Annotated in this window: 18 protein-coding genes and 2 pseudogenes; 11 read left to right on the forward strand and 9 right to left on the reverse strand. The window is 72.6% G+C overall.

Annotated features, from left to right (window positions below; translation table 11 throughout):
• Positions 1-260, forward strand: a pseudogene (locus Q7T52_RS15095) (EamA family transporter RarD); the annotation flags it as partial.
• A gap of 140 nt (positions 261-400) precedes the next feature.
• Here Q7T52_RS15095 and Q7T52_RS15100 read toward each other — a convergent pair.
• Genes Q7T52_RS15100 through Q7T52_RS15110 form a run of 3 tightly spaced genes read right to left on the reverse strand, consistent with a single transcriptional unit; the run spans position 401 to position 3,064 of the window.
• Positions 401-1,081 carry a response regulator transcription factor gene (locus Q7T52_RS15100; RefSeq protein ID WP_304803897.1) on the reverse strand — a complete coding sequence of 227 codons (681 nt, stop codon included), beginning with the start codon at positions 1,079-1,081 and terminating at the stop codon, positions 401-403.
• Complete coding sequence (locus Q7T52_RS15105; RefSeq protein WP_304803899.1) at positions 1,081-2,529, reverse strand: cell wall metabolism sensor histidine kinase WalK; 1,449 nt, start codon at positions 2,527-2,529, stop codon at positions 1,081-1,083. Before Q7T52_RS15105 ends, Q7T52_RS15100 begins: the two co-directional genes overlap by 1 nt.
• Positions 2,530-2,572: 43 nt before the next feature.
• Positions 2,573-3,064, reverse strand: coding sequence for a hypothetical protein (locus Q7T52_RS15110; RefSeq protein WP_304803901.1), 492 nt, complete (start codon positions 3,062-3,064; stop codon positions 2,573-2,575).
• Between the two features lie 151 nt (positions 3,065-3,215).
• Here Q7T52_RS15110 and Q7T52_RS15115 point away from each other — a divergent pair, with 151 nt between their 5' ends.
• Positions 3,216-4,781, forward strand: coding sequence for an AMP-binding protein (locus tag Q7T52_RS15115; RefSeq protein ID WP_304803902.1), 1,566 nt, complete (start codon positions 3,216-3,218; stop codon positions 4,779-4,781).
• Position 4,782: 1 nt separating this feature from the next.
• Here Q7T52_RS15115 and Q7T52_RS15120 read toward each other — a convergent pair whose 3' ends face one another.
• Complete coding sequence (locus Q7T52_RS15120; protein WP_304803904.1) at positions 4,783-5,079, reverse strand: zinc-ribbon domain-containing protein; 297 nt, start codon at positions 5,077-5,079, stop codon at positions 4,783-4,785.
• A gap of 32 nt (positions 5,080-5,111) precedes the next feature.
• Between Q7T52_RS15120 and Q7T52_RS15125 the strand changes: the two genes are divergently transcribed.
• Genes Q7T52_RS15125 through Q7T52_RS15140 form a run of 4 tightly spaced genes read left to right on the forward strand, consistent with a single transcriptional unit; the run spans position 5,112 to position 9,482 of the window.
• On the forward strand, positions 5,112-6,230 hold the full coding sequence (locus Q7T52_RS15125) for a Nif3-like dinuclear metal center hexameric protein (RefSeq protein WP_304803906.1): 1,119 nt from the start codon (positions 5,112-5,114) through the stop codon (positions 6,228-6,230).
• A gap of 19 nt (positions 6,231-6,249) precedes the next feature.
• Positions 6,250-7,002, forward strand: coding sequence for a zinc ribbon domain-containing protein (locus tag Q7T52_RS15130; RefSeq protein WP_304803908.1), 753 nt, complete (start codon positions 6,250-6,252; stop codon positions 7,000-7,002).
• Positions 6,999-8,183 carry a bifunctional RNase H/acid phosphatase gene (locus Q7T52_RS15135; protein ID WP_304803910.1) on the forward strand — a complete coding sequence of 395 codons (1,185 nt, stop codon included), beginning with the start codon at positions 6,999-7,001 and terminating at the stop codon, positions 8,181-8,183. Before Q7T52_RS15130 ends, Q7T52_RS15135 begins: the two co-directional genes overlap by 4 nt.
• Positions 8,184-8,189: 6 nt before the next feature.
• Positions 8,190-9,482: a phosphotransferase gene (locus Q7T52_RS15140; RefSeq protein ID WP_304803912.1), complete on the forward strand. Its 1,293-nt coding sequence runs from the start codon at positions 8,190-8,192 to the stop codon at positions 9,480-9,482.
• Here the strand turns inward: Q7T52_RS15140 and yaaA are convergent.
• Positions 9,469-10,248 carry a peroxide stress protein YaaA gene (yaaA, locus tag Q7T52_RS15145; protein ID WP_304803914.1) on the reverse strand — a complete coding sequence of 260 codons (780 nt, stop codon included), beginning with the start codon at positions 10,246-10,248 and terminating at the stop codon, positions 9,469-9,471. The two genes, Q7T52_RS15140 and yaaA, sit on opposite strands and share 14 nt — an antisense overlap.
• An 18-nt stretch (positions 10,249-10,266) precedes the next feature.
• Here yaaA and Q7T52_RS15150 point away from each other — a divergent pair, with 18 nt between their 5' ends.
• The gene (locus tag Q7T52_RS15150) at positions 10,267-11,727 is read left to right on the forward strand and encodes an RNB domain-containing ribonuclease (protein WP_304803916.1); all 1,461 of its coding nucleotides are present in this window, start codon (positions 10,267-10,269) and stop codon (positions 11,725-11,727) included.
• Here the strand turns inward: Q7T52_RS15150 and Q7T52_RS15155 are convergent.
• From Q7T52_RS15155 to Q7T52_RS15165, 3 genes are read right to left on the reverse strand one after another with little or no spacing between them, the layout of a single operon-like run.
• Complete coding sequence (locus Q7T52_RS15155; RefSeq protein ID WP_304803918.1) at positions 11,724-12,176, reverse strand: NUDIX domain-containing protein; 453 nt, start codon at positions 12,174-12,176, stop codon at positions 11,724-11,726. The genes Q7T52_RS15150 and Q7T52_RS15155 overlap by 4 nt on opposite strands.
• Before the next feature lie 13 nt (positions 12,177-12,189).
• Positions 12,190-12,846 (reverse strand): sugar O-acetyltransferase, encoded by a 657-nt coding sequence (locus tag Q7T52_RS15160; RefSeq protein ID WP_304803920.1) that lies wholly within the window; start codon positions 12,844-12,846, stop codon positions 12,190-12,192.
• Between the two features lie 45 nt (positions 12,847-12,891).
• Positions 12,892-14,199: a serine/threonine-protein kinase gene (locus tag Q7T52_RS15165; RefSeq protein ID WP_304803922.1), complete on the reverse strand. Its 1,308-nt coding sequence runs from the start codon at positions 14,197-14,199 to the stop codon at positions 12,892-12,894.
• Between the two features lie 143 nt (positions 14,200-14,342).
• Between Q7T52_RS15165 and Q7T52_RS15170 the strand changes: the two genes are divergently transcribed.
• The 4 genes from Q7T52_RS15170 to ppsA all read left to right on the forward strand — a co-directional run bounded on the left by Q7T52_RS15170 (position 14,343) and on the right by ppsA (position 20,276).
• Complete coding sequence (locus Q7T52_RS15170) at positions 14,343-15,206, forward strand: hypothetical protein (protein ID WP_304803924.1); 864 nt, start codon at positions 14,343-14,345, stop codon at positions 15,204-15,206.
• A 425-nt stretch (positions 15,207-15,631) separates the two neighbouring features.
• Positions 15,632-16,687, forward strand: a complete 1,056-nt coding sequence (locus Q7T52_RS15175) for an IS30 family transposase (RefSeq protein WP_304803926.1) — start codon at positions 15,632-15,634, stop codon at positions 16,685-16,687.
• 287 nt (positions 16,688-16,974) lie between these two features.
• Positions 16,975-17,874, forward strand: a complete 900-nt coding sequence (locus Q7T52_RS15180) for a pyruvate, water dikinase regulatory protein (RefSeq protein ID WP_304803928.1) — start codon at positions 16,975-16,977, stop codon at positions 17,872-17,874.
• The gene (gene ppsA / locus Q7T52_RS15185; protein ID WP_304803930.1) at positions 17,871-20,276 is read left to right on the forward strand and encodes a phosphoenolpyruvate synthase; all 2,406 of its coding nucleotides are present in this window, start codon (positions 17,871-17,873) and stop codon (positions 20,274-20,276) included. The genes Q7T52_RS15180 and ppsA overlap by 4 nt, the downstream gene beginning before the upstream one ends.
• Here ppsA and Q7T52_RS15190 read toward each other — a convergent pair.
• Positions 20,265-22,189: pseudogene (locus tag Q7T52_RS15190) on the reverse strand (hypothetical protein); the annotation flags it as partial. The gene ppsA and the pseudogene Q7T52_RS15190 overlap by 12 nt on opposite strands.

Below are 22,189 nucleotides of genomic sequence, written 5' to 3' on the forward strand. Positions count from 1 at the left end.
GCATCGTCACCGCCATCCCGCTGATCTGCTTCGGCGCCGCCGCGACCCGCGTCTCGATGGTCTCGCTCGGGCTGCTGCAGTACCTCGCCCCGACCATCCAGTTCGGCCTCGGTGTCGTCGTGCTCTCGGAGTCGATGACGACCGGCCGCTGGGTCGGGTTCGCGCTCGTCTGGTCGGCCCTCGTGGTGTTCACCGTCGAGGCCCTGCGGCACCGCCGTCGCCAGCTCGCCCTCACCGCCCGGTCCACCACCGCCGCCTGACGCCGACCCGTCCCCTGCAGGCGACGGGTCACCGTCTCGTCAGCGAGCTGTCCACAGGCACGCGCTGACCCGGCGCGTCTACGCGCCGGGTCAGCGTCGAGGGGTGCGGTGACCCGTCGCTCGTAGGCGACGGGTCAGCGTCAGGCGGGGCTCGTCACGAAGCGGTAGCCCATGCCGCGGACGGTGGCGATGGTGTGGGCGCCGAACTTCTTGCGCAGGTAGCCGACATAGACGTCGACGACGTTGGAGCCGGGGTCGAAGTCGAGGCCCCAGACGTGGTCGAGCAGCTGCTCGCGCGACAAGACGTTGCCGGCGTTGAGCATGAACGTCTCGGCCAGGGTGAACTCGCGCGCCGAGAGGTCGAGCTCCTTGCCGTCGACGGTGGCGCGCCTGGTGCGCAGGTCGAGGCGTACGCCGCCCGCCTCGAGGGCCTCCTGACCCTGGGCGCCGGCGTCGGGGGACTGCTGGCGCAGCCGCAGGCGGACGCGTGCCAGCAGCTCGGCGAAGCGGAACGGCTTGGGCATGTAGTCGTCGGCACCACCCTCGAGAGCCGACACCGTGTCGGTGACCGAGTCGCGCGCGGTGAGCACGATGACGGGGATCTTGGAGCCCTGGTCACGCAGGCGCTCGAGGACGGCGTAGCCGTCGAGGACGGGCAGGCCGATGTCGAGGACCACGAGGTCGTGACCCCCGCTCATGGCCTCGTCGAGGCCGCGTCGGCCGTCGGTGGCGACGGTGGTGGTGTGGCCCTCGGCGCGCAGGCCCTTGGCGACGAAGGCGGCGATGCGGGCCTCGTCCTCGACGATCAGGATGCGGGCCATCAGGCGCCGGTCCGGACGGGTTGCTGGACCACGATGGGTCGGGTCTCCTCGGAGTCGTCGTGCGGGGGCTGGAGGTAGGTCGGGGGCAGCGGGACGGACACCACGAAGCGGGCGCCGTCGCGGTAGTCGTCGTCGAGCCAGGCGTCGCCGCCGTGGGCGCGCGCGATCGCGGTGACGATCGCCAGGCCGAGGCCGAAGCCCTCGGTGTCGCGGGTCTCGGCGGAGGTGCCCCGGCCGAACCGCTCGAAGATCCGCTCACGGTCGACGGCCGCGACGCCGGGCCCGGTGTCGCGGACCCACCACAGCACGGCGTCGCCCTCGCGGACCGAGCCGACGGCGACCACGTCGCCCGGACGCGTGTGCTTGGCGGCGTTGTGCGCCAGCTGGAGCAGCGCCTGGGTGATGCGCTGCTGGTCGACGGGCACGGTGACGTCGGCGACGCCGTCGACACGCCAGTCGCGCTCGCCGAGCCCGGCGGCCTTGGCGGCGACGGCCTCGGTGAGGGCGGCGGCGTCGACGGGCGCGAGGGTGAGGAACCCGGGCCGCTCGGTCTTGGCCAGGAGGATCAGGTCGTCGACGAGGCGGGCCATCCGGTCGACCTCGTCGAGCAGCAGCTCGCGCGTCTCGGCGACCTCGGCCGGGTCGTCGGCGTCGAGGAGCTCGAGGTGGCCCTGCAGGATCGTCAGCGGGGTACGGAGCTCGTGGCCGGCGTCGTCGAGCAGCTGGCGCTGGCCGACGAACGCCGTCTCGAGCCGACCGAGCATGCCGTTGATGGTGCGGGTCAGGGCCGTGATGTCGTCGTTGCCCGCGACGGGGAGCCGCCGGGACAGGTCGGTCTCGGTGATGTCGTCGGCGGTCTCGCGCAGGGTCCGCAGCGGCCGCAGCAGCCGGCCGGCCTGGCTGAAGGCCACCCCGGTGATGAGCAGCAGCGCGAGCGTGGCGACGACGAGGTAGGTGCGCATCGTGTCGCGCAGGTCGGCGCGCTCGACGTCGAGGTAGGTCACCACGACCATCGCGCCGTGCTCGTCGCCGATGGTGGCCGGCTGCGAGCTGAGCAGCAGCGGCCCGCGGTCGGGGTCGTCGATGCGCGCGGTGCCGCCGGAGTCGACGAGCGGGATCGCAGCCGTGCGGAACTCGGGGTCCTCCTGGAGCACCTGCGCGTCGTTGCCGTTGCCGACGACGGGCTCGTCGCCGACGAAGCCGACCAGGGCCTCGTCGGCGTCGGGCACGTTGCGCTCCAGGAACGCGAAGAGCGTGTCGTAGAGCGTGGGTCGGACGTCGCCGGTCAGGGGGTCTAGCTGCTTGGCGAACTCGTCGAGCTCCTGCTGCGAGCCCTCGATGCTGCGGTCATCGAGGCGCCGCTCCTCGATGAGGAAGACGCTGGTCCCGGCCAGCGCCAGCCCGACCGCGGTGAGGAGCGCGACGGTCGCGGTGATCCGGACGCGCACCGAGAAGCCCGACCGGCGCGGTCGGGCTGGCTCGGGCGGTTGCTCAGTCGTCGTCGCTCCCGTGACCGCTGTCGTCGTCCCCGCCACCGCTGTCGCTGCTGCCGTGACCGCTGTTGTCGTCGTCGTCGCGGTCGTCGCCGCCACCGTGGCCGCTGTTGTCGTCGCGGTCGTCACCGTGGTCGTCGTAGTCGAAGTTGCTGGGGGACGGGGTCACGACCTCGAACCGGGTGGGGCTAGAGGAGGGACCGTCGTCGCTGGTCGGGCCGTCCGACGGGCCGTCCGACGGGCCGTCCGATGGGCCGTCCGACGGGCCGTCCGACGGGTCAGTGGTGCGCGTCGTCGTCGGGGTCGACGGGCTCGTCGTACCGGTGGGGCTCGTGCCGGTGGTGGCGCCCGACGTCGCGCCGGCGGGCACGACGATGTCGGGCCGGTCGGGCGGGGTGTCGGCGGTCGAGGACATCACCGAGCCGGCCACGAAGCCGCCGACGGGCAGCACGACGGCCGCGAAGAGGATGGACTGCCACTTGGTCACCATGTCGGGAACGATCCTGCCCCACGATGGGCTGCGCGTGAGCCGCGGATGAGAGGTCTCTCATCGCCCGGCGGTGCGCTGGGCCGCGCCCAACCTCGACGCAACACGACCCTCACTACAGTGACCGGGGTCACCGCCCGATCGAGGAGGCCCGATGCTCGTCCCGCTCACCGTCCGCGACTTCGTCGACCGTGCCGTGCAGGTCTACGGCGAGAGGGTGGGGGTGGTCGACGAGCCCGACCAGCCGGCGCCGTCGCTCGGGGACCTGACCTACGCCGAGCTCGGGGCGCTCGCGCGGCGCCAGGCCGCCCGGCTCGACCAGCTCGGGATCGAGGTGGGTGACCGGGTCGCGGTCGTCAGCCACAACAGCGCCCGCCTGCTGACCTCGTTCTTCGGGGTCGTGGCCTCTGGCCGGGTGCTCGTGCCGGTCAACTTCCGGCTGCAGCCCGACGAGGTGCGCTACATCGTCGAGCACTCCGGCGCGCGGGTGCTCTACGTCGACCCCGAGCTCGACGAGGCCCTGGCCGACGTCACCGCCGAGCACCGCTTCGTGCTCGGCGCCGACGCCGACCTCTACGCCGAGGAGGGCGTCGAGCCGCGGGCGTGGGAGCCCGACGAGAACGCCACCGCGACGATCAACTACACCTCGGGCACGACCGCGCGGCCCAAGGGCGTGCAGATCACCCACCGCAACATCTGGACCAACGCGGTCACCTTCGCCATGCACGTCGGCGTCACCGACCGCGACGTCTACCTCCACACCCTTCCGATGTTCCACGCCAACGGCTGGGGCCTGCCGTTCGCGATGACCGGGCTCGGCGTCAAGCACGTGGTGCTGCGCAAGATCGACGGCGCCGAGATCCTGCGTCGCGTCCGCGACCACGGGGTGACCGTGATGTGCGCCGCGCCCGCCGTGGCGGCCGCGGTGCTCGAGGCCGCGCAGTCGTGGGAGGGCGAGATCCCCGGACGGGACACGGTGCGGATCATCATGGCCGGTGCCCCGCCGCCGACCAAGACCGTCGCGCGCGTCGAGGCTGAGCTCGGCTGGGAGTTCATCCAGATCTACGGGCTCACCGAGACCTCGCCCCTGCTGACCGTCAACCGCTCCCGCGCCGAGTGGGACGACCTGCCCCCGGAGGACCGCGCGTCGCTGCTGACCCGCGCCGGTGCTCCCGCGCTCGGCGTACGCCTGTCGGTGAGCGAGGCGGCGTCCGACGAGGACGGCGAGCCGGTGGCCGGCGGCGAGCTGCTGGCGCAGTCCAACGTCGTGCTCGAGGGCTACTGGGAGCAGCCGGAGGAGTCGGCCAAGGCACTGGCCGGCGGCTGGTTCCACACCGGCGACGGGGCCGTGATCGGCGACGACGGCTACGTCACGATCCAGGACCGGAAGAAGGACGTGATCATCACCGGCGGCGAGAACGTCTCCTCGATCGAGGTCGAGGACGTGCTCTTCTCCCACCCGGCGGTCGCCGAGGTCGCCGTCATCGGCGTCCCCGACGACAAGTGGGGCGAGACGATCAAGGCGCTCGTGGTGCTGGTCGACGGCGAGGACGTCAGCGAGGCCGACCTGATCAGCTGGTGCAAGGAGAAGGCCGCGCGCTACAAGGCGCCGACCTCGATCGAGTTCCGCGACGAGCTGGCCCGCACGGCCACCGGCAAGCTGCAGAAGTTCAAGCTGCGGGCGCCCTACTGGGAGGGCCGCGAGCGCCAGGTGAACTGAGTCAGAGCTGCTTGGGCTGCTGCTGCGCGTCGTAGGACGGCTGCGGGGCCGGGTGGGCAGCGTTGAGCTGGGCCGCGCACTGGTCGGCCTGCTCCTGCGTCAGCGTGCTCTGCAGGCCGCAGAACGTGCAGTCGAGGAAGTACTTCGTCGAGGTCGTGAAGAGCGGGATCCAGAAGAGCGTGAACTTCTTGCGCAGCTGGTGCAGCCGATGGGCCGCGGGGTTGTGGCAGCGGGCGCAGACGAGGTTGCCGGTCGCGAGCAGGGTCACGTAGGACTTCCAGCCCCAGATGAGGATCATGGGCGAACGATAGGCGCCCGTAGGGTGTCGGCGTGCCTCGACTGCAAGTGCTGACCGATCTCCTCCACGCCTGGTACCCACCCCGGACGGCCGAGTCCTGGGACGCCGTCGGCCTGGTCTGGGGCGACCCGGACCAGGACGTGCGCAAGGTGATGCTGGCCGTCGACGCGACCGCCGAGGTGGCCGCCGAGGCCGCCGAGTGGGGCGCCGACCTGCTCGTCGTGCACCACCCGCTCTTCCTCAAGGGCGTGCACGGGTTCGCTGCGACGACCCCCAAGGGCCGCACGCTGTCGACGCTCGTCGGGGCGGGCTGTGCCCTGCTGACGGCCCACACCAACGCCGACCAGGCGACCGGCGGGGTCTCGGAGTCGCTGGCGACGGCGCTCGGACTGGCCGACCAGCAGCCGATCACCCCGACGGCCGACGACCCGACCGACAAGCTCACCGTCTACGTCCCCGTCGACGCCGCGTCCGTCGTGCGCGCGGCGCTCGCCGAAGCGGGCGCCGGGGCGATCGGTGACTACGACTTCGCGTCGTTCAGCTCGCGCGGCCAGGGCCGCTTCCGGCCGCTCGAGGGGTCCAGCCCCACGATCGGCACCGTCGGCGACATCGCCGAGGTCGAGGAGATACGGGTCGAGGTCGTGCTCCCGCGCCACCGCCGGCGGGCCGTCGTGGCCGCGATGCTGGCTGCGCACCCCTACGAGACCCCGGCCTACGACGTCGTCGAGGTCGCCGACGACCAGGCCGGTACGACGGGCACGGGCCGGATCGGCACGATCACGCCGGTCACGCTCGAGACGTTCGCCGCTGCGGTCGCCGAGGCGCTGCCGGAGACCCACCACGGGGTCCGGGTGGCCGGGGACCCGCAGCGCCGGATCCGGCGCGTGGCGGTGTGCGGCGGGGCGGGCGACTTCCTGCTCGACACCGTGCTGGGCACCGACGCCGACGTCTACGTCACCAGCGACCTGCGCCACCACCCGGCGGCCGAGTTCGTCGAGAAGGGCGGCCCGGCGCTGGTCGACGTCGCCCACTGGGCGGCCGAGTGGACCTGGCTCCCGACGCTCTCGGCGCGGCTGACCGACGAGCTCGGCGACGCGGTGCAGACCCGGGTCAGCACGCTGGTCACCGACCCGTGGACAATGCGGCTGTGACCGACCTGAGGACGACATCGTGAAGGCTCCGGCCGAGGCCCAGCTCCGACTCCTCGACGTCCAGCGGATCGACTCGCGGGCCGACCAGCTGCGTCACCAGCGGGCGTCGTTGCCCGAGATCGCCGAGATCGCCACCCTGACCGCGGGGCGCGAGGAGGTCAACGACCAGCGTCGTGACCAGCAGGTCGTGGTGGACGACCTGACCGCCGCCCAGCGCAAGGCCGATGTCGACGTCGAGCAGGTCAAGGCGCGCCGTACCCGCGACAACGACCGGATGGCGCAGGGCCTGGTCACCAACCCCAAGGACCTGGAGCGGATGCAGCACGAGCTCGCGTCGCTCGAGCGCCGCATCGGCACCCTCGAGGACGAGGAGCTCGAGATCATGGAGCAGCTCGAGGAGGCGCAGGCCCGGCTCGACGAGCTCGAGCAGAAGCTCACCGGCAGCGACGAGCGGCTCGCCGAGCTCGCCGTCCAGCGCGACGAGAAGACCGCGATCATCGACCACGAGCTGGCCGCCCTCGAGACCGAGCGGGGGCCGGCCGCCGAGGGCCTGCCCGCCGACCTCGTCGCGCTCTACGACAAGCTGCGCTCCAGCAAGAACGGCGTCGGCGCCGCCGAGCTGCGGCAGCGCCGCTGCACCGGTTGCCAGATCGGCATCGACAACGCAGAGATCGGCGTCATCCGCGCGACCCCCGAGGACACCGTCGTGCGCTGCGAGGAGTGCTCACGGATCCTCGTGCGCACGGCCGAGTCGGGCCTGACGGTCTCGTGACCGGTCCCCGCGCCGTCCTGGTCGAGGCCGACGGCGGGTCGCGCGGCAACCCCGGACCGGCGGCCTACGGCGCCGTGCTCAAGGACGCCACGACCGGGGCGACGATCGCCGAGGACGGCACCACGATCGGCCGGGCGACCAACAACGTCGCGGAGTACTCCGGCCTGATCGCCGGCCTGCGGATGGTCGCCGAGCTCGCGCCCGACGCCGTCGTCGAGGTCCGGATGGACTCCAAGTTGGTCGTCGAGCAGATGTCGGGCCGCTGGAAGATCAAGCACCCCGACATGATCCCGCTGGCACGGGAGGCCACCGCCCTGGCGCCGGCCGGGACGACGTACACGTGGATCCCGCGCGAGCGCAACGCGCACGCCGACCGGCTGGCCAACGAGGCGCTCGACGGCAAGCGGTCCGGCGTGACCGTGGCGGGGGCACCGGTCGAGGACGAGCCCGCCGACCCGCCGGCCGCCCCGCCGGCCGAGTCACTCATCGAGGAGGTCGAGAAGCCCCCCGCGCGCGGCTGGGGCGGCGCGGGCGCCGCGACGACGGTCATCATCGTGCGCCACGGCGTCACCAAGCACACCTCGGCCAAACGGTTCTCCGGGGGTCTCGGCGGCGACAACCCGCCGCTCAGCGACGAGGGTCGCGACCAGATCCGGGCCGCGGGTGAGTGGCTGATGCCGATGGCGGAGCGGATCGACGCCATCGTCGCCTCGCCCGTACGCCGTACGCGCGAGTCGGCCGACATCCTCGGCGAGCTGCTCGGGGTGGCGGTGACCGAGGAGCCCGGCTTCGCCGAGATGGAGTTCGGGCACTGGGACGGCCTCACGTTCGGCGAGGTGGGGGAGCGGCACGCCGACGAGATGGCCGCGTGGCTCGGCTCGCTCGACGCGGCCCCGCGCGGTGGCGAGTCCTTCCGCACCGTGCAGACGCGCGTGCTCGCCGGCCTCGAGCGGCTCGTGGCCGCCCACGCCGGCCGGACCGTCGTGGTGGTCAGCCACGTCACCCCGATCAAGACCCTCGTCGCCCACGCGCTCGACGCGCCGCTGGAGGCCGTCTTCAAGATGGAGCTCACGCCGGCGTCGGTGACGGTGCTGTCGTGGTTCGAGGACGGCCGGGCGTCGATGCGCCTCTACAACGCGCTGCCGCCCGCACGGGACGCGTTCGGCGCCGGCACCTGGTAGCGAGCAGTGCTCTCGCGCCGGCACCTGGTCGCGCTGGTCGACGTGGCCGGCGAGCGGGTGCTCGCGGGCGCCGACGGGCGGCTGCCCGAGCTCGAGGAGCGCTGGCCGAGCCACCGCGACCTGGTCGCCGCCGTCGGTGACCCGGGCGCCGTGCTCGTCGCACCGCCGGTGCGCGAGGACGACGGCACCGTCGTCGACGTGCTCGCGTGGTCCGGCGGGGCGACGGCGGTGGGGATGTCGTGGCGTGGGGCGGACGAGGTCGACCTCGCGTCGGGAGCGGCGGCGACCACGCTGCGGGCTCGGGTGGGCGAGCTGCTCAGCGGGCTGGTGCCCGACGACGGCCGGGAGCCCTGGTTCGCGCTGGGCTGGGTGGACGAGGTCGACGCCTGGGTCGACGGCGTGGTCGGCGGGCTGGGCCTGGAGCGGAGCGGGCCGCGTGAGCTGGTCAAGGTCTGGAGCCTGAGCGCGGTCGCGCGCTTTGCGGTCCGTGCCCCGGACGGGGTCGAGCGAGACCTGTGGTTCAAGGCGACGTGCGCGGGGTTCCGGGCCGAGCCGGTGCTCACCGCCTGGGTGGCGGCGCTCGACCCCGCGATCGCCCCGGGGATGGTGGGGCTCGATCCCGAGCGGGCCTGGATGCTGCTCGAGGCCTTCCCCGAGTCCGAGGACGACCCCACGCTCGACCAGGTCGCCGACGTCGCCGCCGCGCTCGCGCGTCTGCAGCTCGCGTCGCGCGACCAGGTGGCTTCGTTGCGAGCAGCCGGTGCGCCCGACCGTGGGCTGGCCGCGACCGTGGCCGGGTTGCGCCGGGTGGTCGAGCGCGGCGTCGAGGGGCCGACGATGACCGACGAGCAGCGCGCGGCCGCGGTCGACGTCGAGCCCTGGCTGGTCGAGCAGGTCACCACGCTGCACGGGCTGGGGCTGCCGCTGACCCTCGTGCACGGCGACCTCCACCTCGGCAACGTCACGTGGTCCGGCGGCGCACCGCTGCTCTTCGACTGGACCGACGCGTGCGTCGCCCACCCGTTCCTCGACGCGCGCCACCTGGGCTTCAGCGCCGCGCACCACCTCGGCCCCGTCGGGGAGGAGGCGGTGCGCGGGGCCTACCTCGACGTGTGGCGCTCGGCGTACCCCGGTCTCGACGTGGACCGGGCGTGGGAGCTGAGCGAGGTGGGCGACCGGGTGTTCACCCTCGTTTCCTACGAGGGGATCTATCTCGCCCAGCCGGCGTGGGGGCGCTGGGAGCTCGCGACCATCAGCGTCGAGCTGATCGACCGGCTGGTCGCTCTCAGACCTCGGTGATGACGACGTCGAGCTGGGTGCCCTTGGCCGTCGGCGCGCCCACCTCGACGGTCCAGCCCAGGTCGGTGAGGACCGTGGCGAGTGCGGCCGGGGTGCGCGGGTCGCGGCCGTCCTCGAGCAGGGCCCGCACGATGCGGCCCTTGGTGGCCTTGTTGAAGTGGCTGACGACCTGGCGCCGGCCGTCGACCTCGTGCAGGACCCGGACGGTGGCCACGCGCCGGGCGAGGTCGGCCGGGGGACGCCAGAACGCGGCGTACATCCCCGAGCGGAGGTCGACGAGCAGCCCGCTGCCGAGCGCGCCGGTCACCGCGGGGCCGAGCGCGTCGCGCCAGACGCCGGCGACCGGGCCGAGGCCGGGCAGCGCGGCGTCGCCGGAGAGGCGGTAGGCGGGGATCCGGTCGCCCGGGCGGAGCAGGCCGAACAGGCTCGAGGTGACGGCGACCCGCGACGTCGCCCGGCGCTTGGCGGCGGGCGTCAGGGTCGCCAGGCCGAGGGCGTCGTAGAGGACGCCGGTGTAGACGGCGTCGGCGCGCGCGGTGGGTGACGAGGCGGCCCGCGCGTTGAGGTCGACGAGCTCGACCTGCGACTTCGGTACGTCGAGGGTGCGGGCCGCGAGCTCGGGATCGGTGGCGCAGAGGGCGACGAGCGCGTCGAGGACGCGGGCGCGCGCGGCGGTCAGCCCGGGTGAGGAGAGAGCCCCGAGGTCGAGCGGCTTGCCGCGCCGGGGTGCGGCCTTGCCCTCGCTCGGCGGGAGCAGGATCAGCACGGCGGCTAGGTTAAGGCCATGTCCAGCAGCCGCGTGGTCCGGGTCCGGACCGACGACAGTGCCGTCGTCACCACGCTCCGCCACGGGATCGAGCAGATCCAGGCCGAGCTCGAGGTGACGCCGGACTTCCCGCCCGAGGTCCAGGAGGCGGCCGCGCGAGCGGCGGCGTCCCCGCGCCTCCCCGACCTCGACCGGACGGAGATCCCCTTCGTCACGATCGACCCCGACGGCGCCCGCGACCTCGACCAGGCGCTCCACGTCCAGCGTGACGCCGAGCGTCCGGGCGGCTACGTGGTCCACTACGCGATCGCCGACCTGGCCGCGTTCATCACGCCCGGCGACCCGGTCGACCTCGAGGCGCACCGCCGCGGCCAGACGCTCTACGGCGCCGACTCCAAGGTGCCGCTGCACCCGACCGTCCTCAGCGAGGACGCCGGCTCGCTGCTGCCCGACCAGGTGCGGCCGGCGCTGCTGTGGACGATCCGTGTCGACGAGACCGGCGAGGGCACCGACATCGATGTGGTGCGCGCGCGCGTGCGCTCGACGGCGCAGCTGACCTACGAGGGTGCGCAGGCCGCGATCGACGACGGCTCTGCGTCCGAGGTGCTGCTGCTGGTCAAGGAGATCGGCGAGAAGCGGCTGCTGCGCGACGCGGCCCGCGGCGGCGTCTCGCTGCCGCTGCCCGAGCAGGAGGTCGACACCACCGACGACGGAGCATGGCGGCTGGAGTTCCGCCGGCTGCTCGCCGTCGAGGAGTGGAACGCCCAGATCTCGCTGCTCACCGGTTTCGGCGCCGCGTCGCTGATGGTCTATGCCCGCGTCGGCATCCTGCGCACCCTGCCGCCGCCGGACCCGCGCGACCTGCAGCGCCTGCACCGCACCGCTCGCGCCCTCGGTGTCGACTGGCCGGCCGAGCAGCTGCACCCCGACTTCATCCGCTCCCTCGACCCGGCCAACCCGGCGCACGCGGCGGTCATCGTCGCCAGTGCGCGGCTGCTGCGCGGCAGCGGCTACGTCGCCTTCGACGGCGAGGTGCCGGCCGAGCCGCAGCACTCCGCTCTGGCGTCGGAGTACGCCCACGTGACCGCGCCGCTGCGCCGCCTCGCCGACCGCTACGCCGGGGAGGTCTGCGTCGCGCTGTGCGCCGGCGAGCCCGTCCCCGACTGGGTGCTCGCCGCGCTGCCGGGCCTGCCCGACGAGATGCGGACCTCGGGCCAGAAGGCGTCGGCCTACGAGCGGGCCGTGGTCGACCTCGTCGAGGCCGGGCTGCTGTCCCGTCGCATCGGCGAGAGCTTCGACGGGGTGGTCGTCAGCGTCGACGAGAAGGACGAGCGCCGCGGCAAGGTGACCGTCGGGTCGCTCGGCGTCGAGGCTCCTGTGTCGGGCACGACGGCGCTGCCGCTCGGGCACGACGTGCGGGTGCGGCTGGCGCAGGCCGACGTCGAGACGCGGGTCGTGAAGTTCGAGGTCGAGGCCTAGGTGCGCGTGCCGGCGACGAAGTCGCGGAGCACGGCGTCGGGGTCGTCCCAGGCGAGCCGGAACGCGGGGTGCAGCCGGAGGGCGTCGACGTCGTCGACCGGCACCCAGCGGTGCGCCGCGCTCTCGGCCCGGTCACGCGTCGCGACCTCACCGAGGGTCTCGCCGAGCACGGTCTCGTAGGGCCAGCCGCCGCACACCGCGACGCGGGACCCCCGGACCGCCACGACCTCGGCCGCCAGCCCCAGCTCCTCCCGCGCCTCACGGAGCGCGGCCTGCTCGGGGGACTCGCCGCGCTCGAGCGCGCCACCCGGGAGCGACCAGGTGCCGCCGTGGTGCGCCCAGCCGGCCCGTAGCTGCAGGAGCACCGTGGCGTCGCGGGCGAGCAGGAGCCCGGCGGCGCCGTACGGCCCCCAGTGGGCGTGCCCGACCGAGCACGTCGTCCAGCTCATCGGTGGATGCCGCTCACAGCTCGCGGATCACCCGGGCGGGGTTGCCGACCGCGAGCACGCGGGCGGGCAGGTCCTTCGTCACGACGGCCCCGGCGCCGACCACGGTGTCGTCGCCGATGGTGACGCCCGGGCAGACGATGACCCCGCCGCCGAGCCAGACGTTGTCGCCGATGGTGATCGGCTGCGCGCCCTCCCACTTGCCGCGCCGCGGGCCCGGCTCGAGCGGGTGGGTCGGGGTGAGCAGCTGGACGTTGGGCCCGATCTGGACGTCGTCGCCGATCGTGATCGTCGCGACGTCGAGCGCGACCAGCCCGAAGTTGGCGAAGCACCGGGCGCCGATGGTGATGTGGCTGCCGTAGTCGACCTGGAACGGCGGACGGATCTCGGTGTCCTCGCCGATCGACCCGAGCAGCTCCTCGAGCAGGTGGCGGCGCAGCGGCGCCTGCCGGGACGTGGTCGCGTTGTAGGCCGCCGCGAGGTCGCGCGCGACCCGGCTCCACTCGGCCAGCTCGGGGTCGTCGGCGATGTAGTCGTCGCCCGCGAGCATGCGCTCGCGCATGGTGCGGGTGTCGGGCTGGTCGTCCGAGGGGGGAGCGTCGGGCTGCGCGTCGGGCTGGGCGTCGAGCTGGGCGTCGGGCTGGTCGTCCGATGGGGGAGTGCTGGTGATCACCGGTCCAGCCTAGGAGTCGGGGGGTGGCGATCGGGTGGGGCCGGGTCAGGGGCGCCCGGGCTTGCCCTTCGGCCCGGGCTTGCCCTTCGGCTTGCCCCTTGGCTTGCCTTTGGGCTTGCCCTTCGGCTTGCTTTTGGGTTTGCCCTTCGGCCCGGGCTTCGGCTTGACCGGGTGCTGGGCCGGACGTGGCTTCGGCTTCTGAGCGTTGCTCCTCGCCGTCGTGGTCCGGGGGCTGGACGTGCCCTGGACGATCGCGACGGGCGTCGCGTCGGTGGCCGGTGCCGTCGGGGTCAGGGTCCCGGTCGTCGCCGTGGTGGTGGGTGTCGGTGTCCGGACCGTCGATGACGCGTCGGCGGCGGAGGCCGGGTCCTCGGCTCCGGGGGAGCCGCCGAGCAGCAGCGCCGACAGCCCGACCGTCAACGCGACGACGGCGGCGACCGCGACCAGGGCGAGACGGTGGCGGCGCGCCCCGGTCTCGGGCTCGGTCGGGATAGGTGCGAGGGGGAGGGCGGCGGTTGCTTCAGCTGCACGTGCGGGGGCGTGGGTGGTCGCCGCCGACGTGCGCGCGAGCTCGAGGAGGCGTCGTGCCACGGCGTCGGCGCTGGGTCGTTCGGTCGGCGCCGTCGCGGTCATCGTGGAGATGAGACCGGGCCAGCCGGTCGGCAGCGAGGCGGGGACGAGCGGGCTGCGGTGGAGCCGCGCGAGGGCAGCCTCGACCGGGGGGCCGTCGTACTCACGGCGCCCGGTGAGCCCCTCGAGCAGCACCAGCCCGAGGGCGTAGACGTCGGTGGCGGTCGTGACCGGCTCGCCGGTCACCTGCTCGGGAGCGAGGTAGGCGGCGGTCCCGATGGTGTGACCGGTCAGGGTGAGCGAGGCGCCGCCGTCGACGAGCCGGGCGATCCCGAAGTCGGTGAGCCGGGCGCGGTCGGTCCCGTCGATGAGCACGTTGCCCGGCTTGACGTCGCGGTGGACGATGCCGTGGCCGTGCGCGTGCCGGAGCGCGGCCGCCACCTGGGCGCCGAGCACGGCGAGGGCCTGCGGCGTCGGAGTGCCGGTCGTCAGGCGATCGGCCATGGTCTCGCCGTCGACCAGCTCGAGCGCCAGCCACGGCAGCCCGTCCTGGACCCCGGCGTCGAGGACGGTCACGACGTTCTCGTGGTTCAGCATGGCGACGAGCCGCGCCTCGGAGTCGAAGCGCTCCCGGTCGACCGTGTCGTCGGTGCGCAGCAGCTTAATCGCCACGTCGCGCCCCAGGACCGGGTCGTGCGCCCGGCGTACGTCGGCCATGCCGCCGCTGCCCAGCAGCGCGCCGAGCTGGTAGCGGCCGCCGACGGTGCGGGGTGTCTCAGGCATGCGGGGCTTCTGTCTGTCGGTGGGGGCCCTGCATCGTCGCCGCTGGGGCTGGGTCGTGCCCACGCCCGTGGAGGTGAACGGACATGCCGGTAGCCCCGCCGGTGGTGGGCGGGGTGTCGGGGCGGGGTGGTCAGGGTTCGGCGGTGCGGTCGACGAGCAGGGTGTTTCCTGCCGGGCGAGTGCCAGAGGTAGACGCCGGGGGCTGGCATGTCATAGGTCCAGGCGGAGAAGGTCTTGGCGCGGTGGTGTCCTCGGCAGAGGCGGGCGATGTTGGTGGACTCGGTCTTGCCGTCGGTGCCGCCGCCGGTGTCCTCGGCTGTGTCGTAGGGGATGCGGTGGTCGCGGTCGGTGCGGCGTCTGGTGCAGAACGGGAACACGCAGCGTCGGTCTCTGAGGTCGACTTGTTCGGCGAGGGCGGTGCTCGGGACGTAGCTGTCGGTGGTCAGGTTGGTGTTGAGGTCGATGACGGGCTTGATGGTGACCTTGGTGCCGGGCGTCTGGCACCAGGTGAGGAGCTGCTCGAGGAGGACCGGGGTGTGGGTGTTGTCGAGGAACGCGACGTCGGTGGCGTCGAGGTGGGCGTAGAGGGTGACTCCACGCCCACCGTTGGTCGCAGTGGCTGGTTCGGCGGGACCGGGGGTGAGGTCGAGGGTGAGCTGGGCTCGGGCGATCTCCCCGGCGGCTCTGGCGCGGCGCACGTCGAGGGACTCGGTGGAGCCGAGGTCGGTGAGCTGTCGGGCGGTCGCACTGATCGCTGCGTCCAGGTCGAGGGCGTCGGCCAGGTCGAGGTGGCCGTGGATCTCGGCGACGCCGTCGAGGAGGTGGGGTCCGGTGAGGTCGATGTCGAGGTGCTGGTGCTCTTCGGCTTTCTGGCGTCGTCGGTCGGCTTCGAGGGGTGCGAAGTCGGCCAGGGCCGCTGCCACGGTGCGCTCGATCTGGGCCTCGACCACGGTGTGGGCGCAGTGGGCGAGGGCTTGGTCGACCTGGGCGGCGCCTTCGAGGGGTAGGCACTGGGTGCGTTCGGCGATCCGGGTCGCGCGCCACAGGGGGATGTCGAGGTCGAGGACCCGTTGCCACAGTCGGGGGAGTCGGTAGCGCAGCTCCAACGCGTTGCCGAGGTAACGCGTCACGGACCCGGCGGAGAGTCCGAGGATGCAGGCGAGGTCCCAGGTGTCTCGCTGATCCAGGGGCAGCCGGGTCCCCCGAGCTGGAGCCCGGGTGAGCCACCGGCACCTGGCTCGATTGCCAGGCCGGTGGCCTCGTGGGTGGTGGCCCAGTCGAGGGTGGCGACGAGCTTGGCGACCTCGGCTTGGCGTGCCCATTCGTCGGCTGCGGCGACCGCGGGGAGGGCCGGGTCGGTGAGCTGACGGGCGGTGGGCATGGCGCGAATTCCAGCGGTTGTTGCAACTCGATCAGTGAGAGGTTGCAGCACATGCCAGGCAAGAGGTTGACGTTGGAAGAGCGACGAGTGATTGAACGCGGGTACCGCGTGGGGCTGACCCAGAAGCAGATCGCGGCCACGGTCGGGCGAGATCCCGGCACAATCTCAAGGGAGGTGAGCAAGAGGTTCCCCGGCCCCGGGGCCCGCTCACCGCGCCCGAGGATCGCTCGCGGCGATGGCCAGCGCTATCGACGTGCGTACAACGCTGAAGCCGCGCAGCGTCACGCCACGATCAAGGCGAGGCGTCCCAAGCCACGCCGCCTTGACCACGACCCGTTGCGCGAGAAGGTGTGGGAGTTGCTGCGCGCAGACTGGTCACCGGAGCAGATCTCGAACAAGCTCCCTGGCCTGTACCCGAGGAACCGGCGGATGCGTGTGTCGCACGAGACGATCTACCAATGCTTGTTCGTCCAGACCAAGGGCGAGCTCAAACGAGAGCTGACCGCTCACCTGCGCACCGCGCGGAACAAGCGCAAACCCCAAGCAGGTAAGGGCGGAGCCAAACGAGCGACCCTGGGTATCACTGAGGACATCACCATTCGCTCCAGGCCGGCCGAGGCCGATGATCGCGCCGTTCCCGGCTACTGGGAGGGCGACCTGCTGATGGGCGGCAACGGCCAGGGCTGCGTCATCACCCTGGTCGAACGCACCAGCCGCTATGTCCTGCTCGCCCCGATCCCGGGCAGCCACACCGCGGTGACAGCACGACTCACCCTGGCTCAGATGATCGCCACACTGCCAAGCAACCTCTTGCGCTCGATCACCTGGGACCGCGGCAGCGAGATGGCCCAACACGCCCAGTTCCGGGTCGAGACCGGTGTGCCGATCTACTTCTGCGACCCCCGCTCGCCGTGGCAACGAGGCACCAACGAGAACACCAACGGACTCTTGCGTCAGTACTGGCCCAAAGGAAGCGACCTTCGCGGGCTGACCCAGACCGAGTGCGACGCCATCGGACTACGCCTGAACACCCGCCCCAGAAAGACCCTCGACTGGCAGACTCCTGCCCAGGTCCTCGACACAGGACTCGTTGCAACTGCCGGTTGAGCCTGGGTGGGTCGATTCTACGCCGATCGGCGGTTATTCGAAAGTGTTGTCGACGGATCTGTGAAGAACTTCTTGGGTGCTGGTGGGTGGGGTGGGGTGGGTCGGTGGCGGGGGTCTCGAGGCGGGCTCGCCGGGGGCTCGCCCGGCTCGACCACCGTGGGTCAGGTGGGTCGGTGGTGCGGTGGTCGTCGCCCTCACTACTGATGGGTCGGCGAGACGCGATGACGCGGAGGCCGGGAGCGGACTAGGTTCATCTCCACGATCCACCGTCGAGGGAGGGAGAGGTCGTGAGTTCGCTCGAGCCCGATGCGTCCGCCGGACACGCCGTTCCCGTGTTCTTCCTGTCCGACTCGACGGGGATCAGCGCCGAGACGATGGGCAACGCGCTGCTCATCCAGTTCCCCGACCTGGTCTTCGAGCGGACGACGATCCCCTTCATCAAGAGCGTGGAGGAGGCCCAGGACGTGGTGCGGATCCTCGACGAGGCGATGGACGGGCCGGTGACGCCGCTGGCGTTCACCACGGCGGCCGAGGACCACATCCGGCACGAGCTGATGCGCACGCGGGCGCCGATCATCGACTTCTTCGAGATGCACATGGAGAAGGTCGAGGGGGTGCTGCAGCAGCGGGGGGTGCGCGAGGTCGCGCGGCTGCACGGCGTGGGTGACATCAAGCGCTACAACACGCGGATGGCGGCGGTCGAGTTCACCATCGAGCACGACGACGGCCAGAGCCTGCGTGCGCTCGACCGCGCCGACGTGGTGCTGCTGGCACCGTCGCGGTGCGGCAAGACGCCGACGAGCATGTACCTCGCGCTCCAGCACGGGCTGTTCGTGGCCAATTACCCCCTCGTCGAGGAGGACCTCGAGTCGCGCGACCTGCCGCGGCCGGTGGCCGACCTCGCCGACCGGTGCTTCGGCATCACCACGACGGTCGAGCGGCTGAGCCGGGTGCGCAACGAGCGCCGGCCCGGGTCCAAGTACGCCTCGCTCGACCAGTGCCGCTGGGAGCTGCGCCAGGCCGGCGAGCTCTATGCGGCCCACAAGATCCCGACCATCGACTCCTCCGCCAAGTCGGTGGAGGAGATGGCGACCCTCGTCCTCCAGACCCTCAAGCGCAGCGGCGGCGTACCCAGCCGTGAACGCATCAAGGCACGTGACGCCCAGGAAGGCACGACGAACCCATGAGTGACAACGTCCGCTGGTTCTCCGGACTCGGCCTGTCCGACCTCGACCAGGTCGGCGGCAAGAACGCCTCCCTCGGCGAGATGGTCTCCCACCTCACCGACCTCGGGGTGCGCGTGCCCGACGGGTTCGCCACGACCGCCGAGGCCTACCACCGCTTCATCGGCGAGACCGGTCTGGCCGAGCGGATCACCGGCCTGCTCGACGGCCTCGACACCGACGACGTACGCCGGCTGGCCGAGGTCGGCAAGGAGATCCGCGAGGCGGTGGTCCTGCAGGAGTTCCCCGAGGACCTCGAGGCCGACATCCGCAAGGCCTACGACACCCTCGCCGAGGGCAGCGGCGGCGAGGCCAGCTTTGCGGTCCGCTCGTCGGCGACCGCCGAGGACCTGCCCGACGCGAGCTTCGCCGGCCAGCAGGAGACCTTCCTCAACGTGCGCGGCATCGACGCCGTGCTGCACGCCGTGCGCGAGGTGTTCGCCAGCCTCTACAACGACCGCGCGATCGCCTACCGCGTCCACCACGGGTTCGCCCACGCCGACGTCGGTCTGTCGGCCGGGGTGCAGAAGATGGTGCGCTCCGACGTCGGCGCCTCGGGCGTCATGTTCACGATGGACACCGAGTCGGGCTTCACCGACGCCGTCTTCGTGACGTCGGCCTGGGGCCTCGGGGAGGGCGTCGTCCAGGGTGCCGTCAACCCCGACGAGTTCTACGTCTACAAGCCCGCGCTGCGCGCCGACCGGCCCGCGATCCTCAAGCGCGGCGTCGGCGCCAAGCTGACCAAGATGGTCTACACCGACGACCCGACGGTCGGCCGCACGACGGAGTTCGTCGACGTCGAGCCGGCCCAGTCGCAGCGGCTGTCGCTGACCGACGACGAGGTCACCGAGCTCGCCCGCCACGCGTTGGTCATCGAGGAGCACTACGGGCGCCCGATGGACATCGAGTGGGGCAAGGACGGGGTCGACGGCCTCATCTACATCCTCCAGGCGCGCCCCGAGACGGTGCAGTCGCGCCGCACGGGCGCGCTCGAGCGGTTCTCGATCGAGGCCTCGACCACCAAGGGCGCGACCGTGCTCGTCGAGGGCCGCGCGATCGGCCAGAAGATCGGCGCCGGCCCGGTCCGGGTGCTGCGCTCGGTCGACCAGATGCACGAGTTCGGCGACGGCGAGGTGCTGGTCGCCGACATGACCGACCCCGACTGGGAGCCGATCATGAAGCGTGCCTCGGCGATCGTCACCAACCGCGGGGGCCGCACCTGCCACGCCGCGATCATCGCTCGCGAGCTGGGCATCCCCGCGATCGTCGGCACCACCGACGCGACCAAGTCGCTCGCCGACGGCGCCGAGGTCACCGTGTCGTGTGCCGAGGGCGACACCGGTCTCGTCTACGACGGCATCCTCGAGTTCGGCATCGAGCGCACCGAGCTCGACGCGATGCCCGAGCTGCCGGTCAAGATCATGATGAACGTCGGCACGCCGGAGCAGGCGTTCTCGTTCGCCCAGCTGCCCCACAAGGGCGTCGGGCTGGCCCGGCTCGAGTTCGTCATCAACCGCCAGATCGGCATCCACCCCAAGGCGCTGCTCGACCTGCAGACCGACCCGGAGCTGCTCGAGCCCAAGCTGCGCGCCGAGGTCCAGGCCGCCGTGGCGGCGTACGACTCCCCGCGCGAGTTCTTCGTGCAGCGCGTCGCCGAGGGCGTCTCGATGCTGGCCGCGGCCTTCGCGCCCTACCCGGTGATCGTGCGGATGAGCGACTTCAAGTCCAACGAGTACGCCAACCTCGTGGGCGGCGAGAACTACGAGCCGCACGAGGAGAACCCGATGATCGGCTACCGCGGCGCGTCGCGGTACCTGTCGGCCGAGTTCGCCGACTGCTTCGCGATGGAGTGCGAGGCGCTGCGGTTCGTGCGCGACGAGATGGGGCTGACCAACGTCTGGGTGATGATCCCGTTCGTCCGCACGCTCAAGGAGGCCGAGGGCGTCATCCGGCTGCTCGGCGAGAACGGCCTCGTGCGCGGCGAGAACGACCTCAAGGTCGTCATGATGTGCGAGGTGCCGTCCAACGCCGTGCTCGCGGACCAGTTCCTCGACCACTTCGACGGCTTCTCGATCGGGTCCAACGACATGACCCAGCTGACCCTCGGCCTCGACCGCGACTCCGCACTGGTGGCCGACGGCTTCGACGAGCGCGACCCCGCCGTGCTGCACATGCTCGAGCTGGCCATCAAGGCCTGCAAGGCGCGAGGCAAGTACGTCGGCATCTGCGGCCAGGGCCCGTCCGACCACCCCGACCTCGCCGACTGGCTGCTCGAGCAGGGCATCGAGTCGATGTCGCTCAACCCCGACACGGTCGTCGCCACCTGGCAGCGACTCGCAGCGAACAGCGCGTCGTCAGGATCGTGACGCCCGCACCATGATGCCGCCGACGAACGCGACGGCGGAGCCCGCGACGACCAGCGCCCAGCCGCCGACGCCCTCGGCCGACAGCGCGACGATCGCGGCGGCGCCGAAGAGCGCGGCGACGATCCCGCCGACCCGGAGCCCGCGGCCCGTCGTACCGACGAGTCCGAACAGCATCATCACGATCGCCAGCAGGACGAACGCCAGCGCAGCGACGACGACGGCGGCGCGGATGACCTCGGAGGCCGGTGTGTTCCCGGACTGGACGTCGTCGACGATCACGCGGACGACGGCCTCAGGGGTGTCGAGGCCGGTGTCGTCGACCTCGACGACGGTGCCGAGGGCGACGAGGACGACGCCGAGGATGGCCACGAGGTAGGCCCACAGCCGGAAGTGGCTCGACGACTCCTGCGTGAACATGGCCTCGTCGTGCACCGCGGACGGTCCGTCGGACGCCGTCACCCTGACCCGCCGTGTCTCGGCCTTGCCGCCGTCGGGCTTGGGGTGCGAGATGGTCATCGTCGAGAACCCGACCTGTCCCGGGGGCACGGCCACCTGCACCGGCGCGAACGCGAGCCGCGCCCGGCCGAACTCGTCGCCGCCGGACAGGACGACGACCAGCGGCTCGAGGCCCTGGCGGTTGTCGACCTCGACGGTGAACTCGCCGTGGCGCGAGGAGACCCTCAGGTGGTCGGGGACGAGTCGCACCGACGCCGTGACGATCGCTGCCTGGCGCGACGACAGCTCGAAGCTGCCGTCGATCTCGGACTCGGAGCCGCCGGCGCTGGCGACCACCGTGAACGGCCGGGTGACCGACTGCCCGCGCGGCGGTGGGCGCGACGACAGCTGCATGCCGAGACGGACCGCGCGGCCGGCCTGCAGGGGGAAGCCGTCGTGGTCGAACGCGAACGACACCGCCTGGGCGGGGTCCTGACCGCGCAGCGACACGACCACGTCCTCCACGCCGGCGCGGTTGTCGACGACGACGTCGAGGCGCGCGGTGGCGGCGTCGACGGCGACCACCTGGCTCGGCTCGAGGCGCAGCTTGACGGGCGGCTGCTCGAGCCGGGCCGACGTGGACTGGGCGACCGTGACCTGGGTGGCCGGCGATCCCGCCTCGTCGGTCGCGGTCACCGTCAGCTGGCGGGAGGCGTCCGCCCCGGCAGCCGGCTCGGGGGCCACGAACCGCACGGTCGTCTCGGCGACCGCGCCCGCGGCGACGTCGACCACCGACGGACCGAACTCGACCGCGACCACGCCCTCCGGGTCCGAGGCCGCCATCCGGTAGGACCGCGGGTGGTTGCTGCCGCGGTTGTCGACGCGTACGACGAACGTGCCGCGACCGCTGTCCTGCAGCCGCACCAGGCTCGGGTGCGAGGTCAGGGTGGCGTCCGGGCCCGCCCGCGGCACGACCAGGACCAGCGGCACGTCGGCGGCTCGGACCGGGTCGACCTCGGACGCGACCCGCGCGACGACGGAGAGCCGCTGGGCGACCGCCAGGGAGCCGGGCCGCACGGCCAGGGTGACCTGGACCGGGCGGGACTCGTCGGGGAGCAGGTTGGTGTCGCCGTGCTCGATCGTCAACCAGGGCGGGGGATCGACGATCGCGATCGTGTAGGAGTCGACGATGGTCGAGCCGTTGCGGACGACCAGCGGGAACGTGCCCGGGGCCGCCGGCGCCACCGTGACCTCCGTGGTCTCGGTCGACACCGACGGCGGGCGGAGCCGCTCGACGGGACGGGCGGGGGGCTTGCCGTGGGTGCGCTGGGGGCCCGTCGGGACGGAGGGGCGGGCCGACGGCGGGGTCGCGGGCTCGGCCGCGGGAGGGGCGATCGGGGGCGGGACGTAGGGCGGCGGCGCGGTGGGTGGTGGGGCCGACGACGGGACCGGCGGCGGGACGGCGTACGACGGCGCGG

It is taken from the genome of Nocardioides sp. (genome assembly GCF_030655615.1).
Lineage (GTDB): Bacteria > Actinomycetota > Actinomycetes > Propionibacteriales > Nocardioidaceae > Nocardioides.

Coding starts and splice junctions, on each gene's coding strand:
- Q7T52_RS15100 (WP_304803897.1), bottom strand. CDS start 1,081: ATGGCCCGCATCCTGATCGTCGAGGACGAGGCCCGCATCGCCGCCTTC.
- Q7T52_RS15110 (WP_304803901.1), bottom strand. CDS start 3,064: ATGGTGACCAAGTGGCAGTCCATCCTCTTCGCGGCCGTCGTGCTGCCC.
- Q7T52_RS15115 (WP_304803902.1), top strand. CDS start 3,216: ATGCTCGTCCCGCTCACCGTCCGCGACTTCGTCGACCGTGCCGTGCAG.
- Q7T52_RS15120 (WP_304803904.1), bottom strand. CDS start 5,079: ATGATCCTCATCTGGGGCTGGAAGTCCTACGTGACCCTGCTCGCGACC.
- Q7T52_RS15150 (WP_304803916.1), top strand. CDS start 10,267: ATGTCCAGCAGCCGCGTGGTCCGGGTCCGGACCGACGACAGTGCCGTC.
- Q7T52_RS15155 (WP_304803918.1), bottom strand. CDS start 12,176: ATGAGCTGGACGACGTGCTCGGTCGGGCACGCCCACTGGGGGCCGTAC.
- Q7T52_RS15165 (WP_304803922.1), bottom strand. CDS start 14,199: ATGCCTGAGACACCCCGCACCGTCGGCGGCCGCTACCAGCTCGGCGCG.
- Q7T52_RS15175 (WP_304803926.1), top strand. CDS start 15,632: ATGCCAGGCAAGAGGTTGACGTTGGAAGAGCGACGAGTGATTGAACGC.
- ppsA (WP_304803930.1), top strand. CDS start 17,871: ATGAGTGACAACGTCCGCTGGTTCTCCGGACTCGGCCTGTCCGACCTC.